The sequence below is a fragment of the Gordonia sp. KTR9 genome (assembly GCF_000143885.2).
GTDB lineage: Bacteria > Actinomycetota > Actinomycetes > Mycobacteriales > Mycobacteriaceae > Gordonia.
In genome coordinates, this window is sequence record NC_018581.1 from 1,197,366 (window position 1) to 1,208,656 (window position 11,291).

Sequence of the window (11,291 nt, forward strand, 5' to 3'; positions counted from 1 at the left end):
AGCGACAATGCAGGAGAGTCCGTCACAACCCGTCCGCGGGCAATACTTAATCTCGATCGCTACGTACATGCGTCCCGATGGCTTGAAGCGTCTGCTGGACAGCCTGACTTCGGGCGACGAAATCGCCGATGTGGTGGTGGTCGACAACGATCCTGATGGTTCAGCACGCACTATCGCCGAGCAGCATTTAGCCGTTACGTTCTACGCGATTCAACCTGACGCCGGAATTGCTCAGGCGCGTAACAGGGGCTTGGAGTACTTTACCGCGGAGTACGACGGCATCATCTTCGTTGACGACGACGAGTGGGTCGAACCCGATTGGTTCATCGCGCTTGTCTCCTATCTCGAGTCCAGTGACTCCGATGTGATTCAGGGGCCCGTGATCACCTGTCTTCCACAAGATTGCCCCACCTGGATCCGGCGCGGCGGATTCTTCCAGCGTGAAAGGGTTGCGAGTGGAACTCCTTTGTTGTCGGCGGCGACAAATAACACTGTGCTCGCCCGCGAAGCGTGGGTACGTGCCGGTGAACCCCGGTTCGATCCGTCGTTCAGTGAGACAGGTGGCAGCGACTGGGACTTCTTCTGGGGTCTGCGAAGAAGCGGCGCGCGAATTGTCTACTGCAATGAAGCGGTGGTCTCCGAAGATGTTCCTGCGTCGAGACTCAGCGCTAAGTGGTTGGTACGAAGAAGCATGCGCAGCGGAATCGTGCATTCGCGGGTTCGCCTGAAGTACAGGGACAATCCGTATCGGGCACTCGTCAGAGGTATGCCGCGAGCGGGCTACTACGCGCTCCTTTTCGTTCGGGGACTGGTCTTCGACCGCATAATCGCTGCCAAGCCGTTCACCGTAGTTAGTTTCGAGATTGGAAAGATACTCGGACTGTTGGGTTACCGCACCTACGAGTACCGCCGAACCAACAATGGAGCACCCGTTGCGTAGATCAACGTCCGAGGAAACGAAGGTAGCGCTCATGGCGTTTCCGATGCACGGCCAGCACAAGCTGAGCCGGGAAGGCTACCGAACGAGAGATGGTCACTTGATCGAGTGGTTCGGACGGCTGCTGGCGGGTACCGGGAGTACGGCCGTGATCTCGCGCCCTGAGCCTCACTTGATCGGTGCGTCCGTAAAATCCAGGAACTTGAGCATCGCGGAAAACACTATGGCGCTCAACACCTTCACGTGGATGTTGCCGCGTCTGTCCGACCGCCAAGCGTGGTGGGTGGATTCGCTGCCGAAGTACCCGCGCCTCGGTTCAGATATGGCCGTCGCCGACGCGGTGGTCTGGAATCCATTCGTGTCATTGAGCTCCTCCTGGGGGGATCTGAGTGGGGGAGACCGTACGCTTGTCTTCGATTTGTTGGACGACTGGACGGTGCACTTCGCGTTCGAAGGGATCAGCGACCAGGTCAACCGAGCCTACGAAAGGATGTTCTCTCGGGCGGACCACGTAACGGCGAATTCGGAAGCAACCGCAGAACTCGCGCAGCGGTTCGGGCGCTCCGACGTGCACCTCGTACTCAACGGGTGCGACCCGGAGAGGTTCGTACAGGCGTCTCGAGCTGAGGGAGCGATCACAGTCGGATACGTCGGGAAGATCGGACGTCGTCTCGACCTTGATCTGATCACGCAGACCGCTAAGCGGTTTCCCGATATCGAGTTCGTTTTCGCTGGCCCCATCCTTGATCGTGAGTATCGGCGCCCGCTCGCCGCGGCGGCAAACATCCGTCTCCTCGGTGACGTCCACTACGAACGCGTGCCTGATCTGCTGACGACCTTCGACATCGGGTGGGTGCCGCACCGCGTGGGCCGCGGCGAGGTCGGTGGTGACGTGATCAAGACTTACGAGTATCGAGCCGCGGGACTGCCGGTTCTGACGACGCCAGTCTTGGGAACCGAGAACCGCAAACTCGACGACGGAGTCTTTGTCGTCGACGGGGACGGACATCAGGCGTGGTTGGCCGAGAGCGTTCGTCGCGGCCGACCCAAGAGGATTGCCGCGCATATCCCCGACTCCGTGACCTGGCGTCACAAGGCGCAGTTCCTCCTCGATCTCATCGGACGGTGACGTAGGTGGCAGGGCAGGAGATCAGAGTTCATCTCGTCGCAGCTCCGCTGATGGCCCGCAGCGGCGTCTATAATTCGCTGTACGATCTCATCGAGGAGGCGCGGAGCCAGGGCATGCCCTGGACTGGGACCGTCGGTATGCGACCCGGAGCGCCCGGGACGATTCGTCAGCACGATTCTGTCACCGCGGTCGAGGTACATCGTCATGGATTGACAGTGATCTCCGAGATTCGGCGGATACTCGCATCGGATGACAATTATGATCGTGCCGACTGGGTCATCACACTTATTACGCAGTCCGACATTGCGTTGTTCTTGGACTCGCTCAGGGGGCGCCGAAGCAAGCCTTCTTGGGTGTCATACATCCGCGGACTCCCTTGGCCTGCAAGAGGGGAGCAGAACGCATCACGCCGACAGCTGCTACGCCTCATCGAGGTAGTGGCTTTGCGGCGTGCACGAGAGGTTTGGGTTACGACCGACACGCTTGCCGAGGACGTTCGTCCATGGGTCGCACCACGCGTGGTGCGACCCGGGATCAAGTCGCTGGCGAGAAGTAACAATGGGCACAATGCGTCCGGTCCCTTAGTATGGGCCGGGCGCCTTGATGTCGATAAACGACCTGAGTTGTTCGCTGAAGTCTGCGAGCTTGTTCAACATCGTGGGCGAATCTTCGGGGACGGTCCATTGTATGGGGAACTGTCCGCGGCAAATTGGGGCTTCTGCGTAACCATGGGCTGGGCAACACCTGAGCAGATGTGGCCGGAGGCGTCGATCTACGTGGGCACTTCGTATCGCGAGGCATTCGGACGGAGCGCGGTGGAGGCGAGCCTTGCAGGGCTTCCAATTATCATCGGACACAGGTATGGCGCCGCCGGGATGTTGGTCACCGATCCAGAGATTGCAGCGCTATGCGTCGTCGATTCCACTGACCCTCTTGTGTGGTCTCGCGCCATTCGCCGGCTGCTTGACGATCCGGCGCTGATGGCACGAGTCGCCGAACATACTCACGCCAACGCTCAAAAGTTGACGACCGCCAGCTCGGTCCTAGACATCTCCCTGAGACTGGCAGGGCTGCAGGACTCAGCAGGACGTCGACGTCGCCCTTCCCTCGCCGCGCAAATTCGGAGGATTAACGATGGCAAAATCAGCTAAACCAACCGTGGCGATTCTGGGTACACGTGGCTACCCGAGCTATTACGGGGGATTCGAAACACTAGTGAGAAAACTGGTGCCCTTCCTTACCGAACGTGGATGGAATGTGGTGGTTTACTGCCGACCTGGAGTCGATCGGGTAAGTCATGATCAAGACGACGCTACCTTAGTCCAGGTGTTCTCGGCAGGCATAGAAAAAAGATCACTCAGTACTCTTTCGTACGGACTGACCAGCTCGATTGACGCGGCCCTTCGCAACGTAGACGTGGCACTGGTCATGAATGTGGCGAACGGGTTCTGGCTGCCAATTCTCAGGGCTCGCGGCATTCCGGTGGTCCTCAACGTCGACGGCATCGAGTGGGAACGGGAGAAGTGGGGGGGCCTTGCAAAGAAAGTCTTCCGCACGGGTGCCGTGTTGACTGGTCGTTTCGCTGATCGGATAGTGTGTGACTCTCTAGCCATCCGCGACCGATGGGTTGCCGAATTTGCCCGTGTCGGCACGTACATCCCGTACGGCGGAACCGAGACGGGCGACCTTGCTCCGGTCCGGGGCTTCCGTTCTGGACAGTACGTCCTCTATGTCGCACGTTTTGTACCGGAGAACTCCGTGACAGAGTTCATCGCCGCTGTCGAACGTCTTCCCGACGATCTACAAGTCGTCATAGTGGGGTCCTCAGGCTACGGCGGCGAAATCGAAGCGCGAGTTGCAGCGTTGGCAGATGCATGCGAAAGTGTGACTTGGTTGGGTCACATATCGAATGACGATGAACTTCTCGCTCTGTGGCAGAACTGCGGCGCATATTTCCATGGGCACAGCGTCGGAGGTACTAATCCGGCATTGGTCCAGGCGATGGCCTGTGGAGCGCCAACTGTAGCCCGTGACACCAAATTCAATCGAGAGGTTCTCGGTGACACGGGAGTATTTACCCCGCCGGATCCCGAATTGATTGCGGAGGCACTGATTGACGTCATGGGCAGCGAAGACGCCCGCGTTAGGCTGGGCCGTTCGGCCGTCCTTCGGCAGCGGGAACACTTCACCTGGGCCGGGGTGTGTGAAGCCTACGAGAACGAACTCTTGGCAAGTTTTGATTCTTCCCTAACATCCGCGCTGAACTAAGCGCGCAATCTCATCGGCGAGGTTTCGATCAGAGGGACCTCACTCGAATCAAGTCAGGTCGACCGGCTCGACAGTCCGAGCCCCCAACCGAGGCAGGAATTGTGAATCAAACTGAAGCTGTAGACACCGCGTCGACGGGTGACCGTCTGCGGGTGCTGCTCCGCGTGATCCGCGACGGTTGGTGGATCATCGGGCTCTGCGTCTTGATCGGGGGCGCGTCGGCGATCGGGCTGAGTCTTACTCAGACCCCGATGTATCGCTCCTCGGCGGTCTTGTATGTCACGTCGGGAACAGAAGCGACTGTACAGAACGCCTACCAGGGCTCTTTGGCTTCGCAGCAGCGCGTGGCTTCGTATGTGCGTCTGGTCGACTCGGAAGCCGTCCTCAGAAGCGCGTTGGCGGACTCTGGTATCCAGATGAGCGTTGAGGACGCGCGTGAGGCGGTTTCCGCTTACACCTCGGTCGAGACTGTAATTTTGACCGTGAACGCGACGAATGCTGATCCGGACGTTGCTAGTGGTCTGGCGAACCGAGTTGCAGAATCCCTAGTTGAGTACATTTCGGTTCTTGAGACCCCGAGTTCGGGTGGCGACCCGCTTGCAAAAGTGACGGTGGTGAGTCCGGCGACTACCAGCGATGCTCCCATCTCGCCGCGTACGAAGCGAAATCTAGCGATCGGACTGGGCATAGGACTGCTGTTGGGACTTCTCATCGTGCTGGCGCGTCATCGGCTCGATACTCGGCTGCGTAGTGAGGGTGACGTCACTGAGCTACTTCCGAACGTCTCATCCCTGTGCACAGTGCCTGCAGACTCCGCATTACAGGACAAGGTGCTCTTGGACTTTGCGCCGGCAGGGGCGAGTCCTACAGGCGAAGCCTATCGTCGGTTGCGCGTCAATCTCGGCTTCGTCAGCGTAGACACTCCTGCTCGCAGAATCCTGGTCACGAGCGCGAATCCCGGCGAAGGCAAGACGACGACCGCAGTAAATCTCGCAGCGGCCTTCGCCGAATCGGGAAACAGGGTTATACTCGTCGAAGCTGACCTGCGAAAGCCCTCCGCCTCTCAGCGAATGCGCCTGACGAACAGCATCGGACTCACCGACTATTTGCGCGGCAGCGTCGAGAGCGTCTCGGATGTCATCCAGCGGTCGAACACTCCAGGTGTCGACGTGCTCGCTTCGGGGCCGGTGCCGCCGAATCCTGCCGAGTTGCTTGCATCGCGTCGAACCGGACAGTGTTTCGCAGAGCTCGAAGCTCAGTACGACCTCGTCATTGTCGACTCGGGCCCGGTAATGCCTGTTACCGATGCCGTCGAATTGACCAAGTGGGTGCATGGCGTAGTGGTCGTCGTTCGCGCGGGCAGCACCAAGCGTACAGAGCTCCTGTCGACGTTCACTGAACTTGAACGAGCGCAGGCCACCATCCTTGGTGTTGTAATAAACGGCGTCAGCGATCGCGAGCGGACATATCGGTACGGGTACTACGGGAATGCGTCGGATGTGGACGCCCGGCACGTGAATCCCGCTACGGTCGAAGCACGTGCCTCCCGCGATTCCGTGTCCGACAGTCCAAATGACGGTCGATCAGTCTACCGGTGAATTGTTACGGATCAATGCCGTTACGAACTAAGGCGGTAACTCATCGGTCGTGCAGCGCGAGAGGTAGTCGATCCTTATGACTGTAGTTCTCACCCTGCTTCTGGTGGGTATCGCATGCATTGTTATGTACCTCGATCCGCGCTTCGGTGTAGCTGCTGTGATGATCGGTTATGCCGTAGTCCCCTTTGCAGCGAGCATCTCCCTGTTGGGCGTGCATGTCTGCACAGTCATGACGTTTGCAGTAGCGTTCACGCGTTTGCTGATCCCCGCTCGTCACCTGCCCCCGAAGTCGGGGCGGATCCTGGCCTCCATCCCAAAGGGAGCGGCCGGGCTTGTGGCAGTCTTTGTCGCCGGGTCACTTCTCTCTGAACTCATCACCGGGACTAGCCCAGGTACCGCGATACCCTTCTGGCTCAACTTCATCGTGGCGCCAGTGTTGATCTTCGTAATGTGTTGCGATCTCGCCGAACGGTACGGGACGTTCTACCGAAGTCTTGCGCTGGGATATGTTCTCGTCGCGTGCGCACAGAGCATGCTTGCACTGCTGGTGTCTCGTGACCTCGTAGCGCAGCCGTTTCTCGATCAGTACATGCGGCGGTTCTGGTGGCACATCGTCGATCAGGCCAATCGCCAGATGGGGACTATCGACCATCCGCTCGACCTGGGTCTTTACATTGCAACCGCCATACCCCTTCTCGCTCTGATGCGACGAACCTGGCTCACCTACGTGGCACTCATCATTCTGGTGTTTGGAGTGACCCTGACGCAGTCTCGCATTGGCCTTCTAGGGGCTGCGTTCGGGATCATCTTCCTGATCGTCACGAGTTCCGCGACGTCTGGCCGGCGGGTCATCCTCGGATCGGGAGTCGTGGGAGCGTACCTCGCCTTCAATTTCTTCGGCGCCTTCGACGCGGTGTCAGGCCGGATTGCGGATGACTCTGGATCCGCGGACGCACGGCGAAGTGCCTGGACTGTCCTCCTCCCCGACGCGGGGAGCTTTTTCCCTTTTGGGGAGGGGATCCAGAGAGTCAAGCCTTTTGTAGCTTCCCGTTACGGTCTGGAGACCAGTCCCGAGTCCGCATTCCTCGGCTACCTAGTCGGATTTGGTGCGGTCCTGGCAGTGTGCTTTTTCGCGGGTGTGTGCTGGATCGTCGTCGATCGCTTACTCACGGACAGGTCCGTCAATCCTGGGATGGCCTCCGTCTTGATCGCTTTGGTTTCGATACAGCTGTTCTCGTCGATCAGCACTGGCGGCACAATAACCGCGTACGTTGTCTGGATCTGCATGTTCTTCGCCGTCGCATATCCCGTCTCGACCAGGACTGAGTCTTCGCCCCAAGGCGCGCGACCATCTTTCGTCGCCACCACTAGATCGGTAGCCGCCCCGCCTGTATCTGTAGAGCGGGCGTGAGCAGTCTGCAAGGGACTGAACCGACTTGCACGGCTCCGGACGCTTCGAATGGTTGCGAACTCTAGAGTAACCTGTTCCATGCCCAACATGGCTCCCCGGCAACATTCACGAATTGCCTCGCACCAGCGCTCTGCGAGCCACAATCGGTGAGACTAGCCATGGGAGGCCTCATGCGACGCTTTGTACTACCTATGTTGATCACCGTCGGCGTACTCGCCAGCTTTGCTGTCGCGCCTGGACAGTCTGCGGCATCAGTCCGTGTGGTCGTGGGCGTGGCATCGGTTTCAACGCAGTACGCCGGTGCCGACTTTATCGGCGAGGCTCAGCAGATCCGGGCCGTTGGTGCGAAAGCGATCCGGATACCGGCGAAGTGGAACCTCATTCAACCGTCGACCTCGGGGAACTTCTCTTGGGCGCGCCTGGACTCGGCCGTCAATGCAGCCCGATCCAGTGGCCTTTCGATCCTGATGAACCTTGAAGGACCGGCACCTGTGTGGGCGCAGAAACCCGGGGCCAATCCGTTCGCGAACGGTAACGCGCCCGCCGACCCGGCGGCGTTCGGCCGGTTCGCGCACCAAGTAGCCTTGCGATACGCCTCTCGAGTGGCAGCGTGGGAGATCTGGAACGAACCGAATCTGTCTCACTATTTAATCCCGCCGACTGCTGGGGAGTACGTCCCACTGCTCAGGTCAGCGTTTAACGGTATCCGTACGGCGGGTGGAAACCAACCGATAGTCACAGGTGGTCTGTCCAGCCTGCGGACTGAGACGCGAGATACGACTTTCATCGCTGATCTGTACTCGCTCGGTGCGAAAGACTACTTTGACGGCATCGGAGTCCATCCGTACACGCTTCCCTACCCAATAACCGCCGACCCACGTGGAGGGGACGGGGGCGGTGCAGCTGTGTTGCCCACCGGCCGGGCGACGATGGTCACCAACGGCGATGCAGCGAAGTCGATGTGGATCACCGAGTTCGGTCAACCCACTGGGAACACCCCCGCGTCCACATCCGAGATCGCACAATCAAGGATCATCATCGACGCGGTAAACCGGGCGAACGGCTTAGCTTGGATCGCGGCAATCTTCATCTTCACCTCCCGCGACTTATCAACCAATCCTGCCGACGATAATTCGAACTTCGGGCTGTATCGGTTTGACGGCTCACCGAAGCCGGTTGCGGACGCCTTGCGGGGACAGCTCAGTTAGGACGAAGCCACGCCGTCTGGTTAGCGGTGCTCGTACCAGTGGGCGGGATAGTCCAGTCGAAAACTGAACGCCGTGTTCGGTCCTTACCTGTGGTCCGAACAGACCAAAAAGCCGTTGGCGGTGAGCAGATTGCTGCCCGGAGAACGAGGATCCCCACATGGGATCCCCGCGGCCGGCTCAGGCAACTCTAGCTCTGTGTTCCGTCGTGTTCCTGTGGGTGTACTCCTGGGGCGCGAGCTTGGCGCAGTTGCTCACGAGCGGGCGCGATTCGCTCCGTTCCGACGTTGTCGCCCCCTCGGCACCATTGGCCGATTATGTCACGAAAACGACAATGCTCCTACTCATAACAGCACTATTGCTCTCGGTTCTGCTGTCGATCGGTGATCGAAGCCAGCGATCAGCCGTTCCCTTTCTCATACCTGTCGTGATTGTTTTGCCGTGGGCTGTAATCTACGTACTAGAGTCTGCACTTATATCTTCGATTGCTCCTGAGTATTACGAGTTTGTCTGGCCGCTGATGCTCCTCGCCTTCTTTCTGGCGGCGCCGGCAGTCCGCGATGTCTGTGTTCTCGTCGGACGAATCGGTGTTGCGACTGCTGCAGCCAGTGTCGCTCTGGGGCTGATGGGGATAGGCTCAATGCCATACGGCTGGCATCAAACTGACGACAAAGCGATCATCGGGGAAGCTGCCCTGGCGGGTCCTTACAGCCACTCCAATATTCTAGGGCTGGCCATGACGCTCTCGTTGCCATTCGTGCTCTTGGCCCTTCGGGGAAAGGAACGCCTCATTGGAGGACTAGTCGTGGGAGTCGCACTCGTTTGGTCCGCATCTCGGATCTCGATCGTGGCTGCTGTGATAATTACCTGCGTGTTGGTCACCGTGAAGGTCGGCAGGTTGCGTCCTACAACTCGGTTGGTCACCGGAGCTTGGATCATTGCGGCAGGAGCGATCGTCATCGTCCCGCTTCGCACAACCGAAGATGCGGCGTTCACCAATCGCGGACTAATTTGGAAGGTGACTCGGTTCTATATCCCCGAACATCCGCTGTTCGGGTGGGGAACGACGGTGTTCGAGGTCAGCGACAACGCGTTCGCATCCGCGATCGGCGCTCGCGCTGGGACGGCGCACAACATGTGGTTGACCCAATTAGCGGTCGGTGGATGGGCGGCCGTAACGGCAACGATGCTCGCCCTATTCGTCATTGCGGTGCGGTTTCGCCGGTGTTTCCCAGTTTCCAGTATTCCAGCTCTGTTTCTGCTGGCACTCTTGTTATGCGAGATTGCCGAAGACCCTCTCCGTGCGTGGCGACTCAGTCCACACGCTTTCATCGTGTGGAGTGGACTTGCGCTGGCAGTATGTGCTTTCGAGAGAGGGAGCCTAGGCGCCGTCTGCGAACCGCAGAACCGGCGCGCCCACCGGCAGACGTCACAAGAGTCGACCAGTCGGCGCCAACCCAGGTTTCCTTCGGATTAGAGCGCGCATCCAGCGCTTGGTTCGCTGTTGCTGCTGCTCGGGGCAAGACAGGCACACTCCTCTGCCCATGCTGCGTCCGAAAAGAAAATTCCGTGACATTAACCCGTTTTGAGTAAGCTGGACTGCACGGGGACCGGCATGATTCTGGGTGTGCAGAAGCAACGGTTTGAGTGGATGGACGCCCTACGTGGTATTGCAATGCTCTTGGTCGTTGTTCTTCACTCCGGTCTAGCGTTGAACTACTACGCCGACTCCTACCCCAGGGTTATCGAGATATTCAATTTGGCACTGCAGCCGTTCAGGATGCCGATGCTGATGTTCCTCAGTGGTATGCTTCTCAATTTTTCACTGTCCAAGCCGGCGGGCGTGTACTTCGACGGCAAGGCGCGGAAGATTCTTTGGCCTTATGCCGTCTGGACATTAATTGCCCTGGCGGCTCAAGGGGATTTAACTGGCTACACAGTTGCCCGCGCCGTCTATGATCCTGTCGAGACGCATCTCTGGTACCTCTGGTTTCTGCTGATCTTTTACACAGTTGCATGGATTATTCGACCAGTTCCGTTCTGGATTCCAGCATTAATCGCGCTCGCCGCCTCCCACTTCCTTACCGCAGATTTTCGGTTGGAAAAGATGGCTTTCCTCTTTGCGTTCTTTGTCCTTGGAAAGATTTACTCTGACCACGCATCCCGGTTGTCCGGATATAACCGACCGTCTGTCCTCGTGGGTGTCTTCGTGATTGGCGCTATCGCATCAGGATTCAGTGTCGCGCACTGGAAGGTTCTGTACGAACCTCTGTACTTTATACCAGTGGTATGTGGGTTGTTCTTAGCCCTATGTATCGCTCCTCGCATTCCGCAGTCTAGGCTTCGTGATGGCTTGACGTACCTCGGCCGAGAATCGATCGTGCTGTACGTCGTCCACTTGATCGCGATCAAGTCCGCCGGCACATTGCTCTCCCAACACGGTGTTGTTAACCCATGGCTGCTCTTCCCGGCTCTCCTAGTGATCGGAGTCGGCACCAGTATCGGGTTCATGATGATGCGCCATCGGTTCAAGCCGATTGGTTGGTTATTCGAATTCCCAAGCCGGCATCGAGTGACGATTCGCGCCTCTGGGAGGGCCCCGAGTCGAGGCCCGAAGGCGCTTGACTAGGCAATCGGTGACCAGCGAAATAGATTATGAACCCTGCACACCAGCGTAGTGTCTAGTCGATGCTGTTGCGGTCCCCGGGCGGAGCAGTTGCGTCGTTGGCCTGAAAGGGGGACG

General features: G+C 58.7%; 9 protein-coding genes. All 9 read left to right on the forward strand.

What is annotated here, in order from left to right; all coding sequences use genetic code 11:
- Positions 1-7: 7 nt before the first annotated feature.
- Positions 8-940: a glycosyltransferase family 2 protein gene (locus KTR9_RS06175; protein WP_014925668.1), complete on the forward strand. Its 933-nt coding sequence runs from the start codon at positions 8-10 to the stop codon at positions 938-940.
- 31 nt (positions 941-971) lie between these two features.
- Positions 972-2,066 carry a glycosyltransferase gene (locus KTR9_RS06180; protein ID WP_014925669.1) on the forward strand — a complete coding sequence of 365 codons (1,095 nt, stop codon included), beginning with the start codon at positions 972-974 and terminating at the stop codon, positions 2,064-2,066.
- Positions 2,067-2,203: 137 nt separating this feature from the next.
- Positions 2,204-3,217, forward strand: a complete 1,014-nt coding sequence (locus tag KTR9_RS26835) for a glycosyltransferase family 4 protein (protein ID WP_238554111.1) — start codon at positions 2,204-2,206, stop codon at positions 3,215-3,217.
- Positions 3,201-4,334 carry a glycosyltransferase gene (locus KTR9_RS06185; RefSeq protein WP_014925671.1) on the forward strand — a complete coding sequence of 378 codons (1,134 nt, stop codon included), beginning with the start codon at positions 3,201-3,203 and terminating at the stop codon, positions 4,332-4,334. The genes KTR9_RS26835 and KTR9_RS06185 overlap by 17 nt, the downstream gene beginning before the upstream one ends.
- Positions 4,335-4,435: 101 nt before the next feature.
- Positions 4,436-5,932, forward strand: coding sequence for a polysaccharide biosynthesis tyrosine autokinase (locus tag KTR9_RS06190; RefSeq protein ID WP_014925672.1), 1,497 nt, complete (start codon positions 4,436-4,438; stop codon positions 5,930-5,932).
- Positions 5,933-6,008: 76 nt separating this feature from the next.
- Positions 6,009-7,343: an O-antigen ligase family protein gene (locus KTR9_RS06195; protein ID WP_014925673.1), complete on the forward strand. Its 1,335-nt coding sequence runs from the start codon at positions 6,009-6,011 to the stop codon at positions 7,341-7,343.
- A 191-nt stretch (positions 7,344-7,534) separates the two neighbouring features.
- On the forward strand, positions 7,535-8,551 hold the full coding sequence (locus KTR9_RS06200; protein ID WP_238554053.1) for a cellulase family glycosylhydrolase: 1,017 nt from the start codon (positions 7,535-7,537) through the stop codon (positions 8,549-8,551).
- A gap of 304 nt (positions 8,552-8,855) precedes the next feature.
- On the forward strand, positions 8,856-10,025 hold the full coding sequence (locus tag KTR9_RS06205) for an O-antigen ligase family protein (RefSeq protein ID WP_158409747.1): 1,170 nt from the start codon (positions 8,856-8,858) through the stop codon (positions 10,023-10,025).
- Between the two features lie 138 nt (positions 10,026-10,163).
- A complete protein-coding gene (locus KTR9_RS06210) occupies positions 10,164-11,177 on the forward strand; it encodes an acyltransferase family protein (protein ID WP_014925676.1) in 1,014 nt (337 codons plus the stop codon).
- The last annotated feature ends 114 nt before the right edge of the window (positions 11,178-11,291 follow it).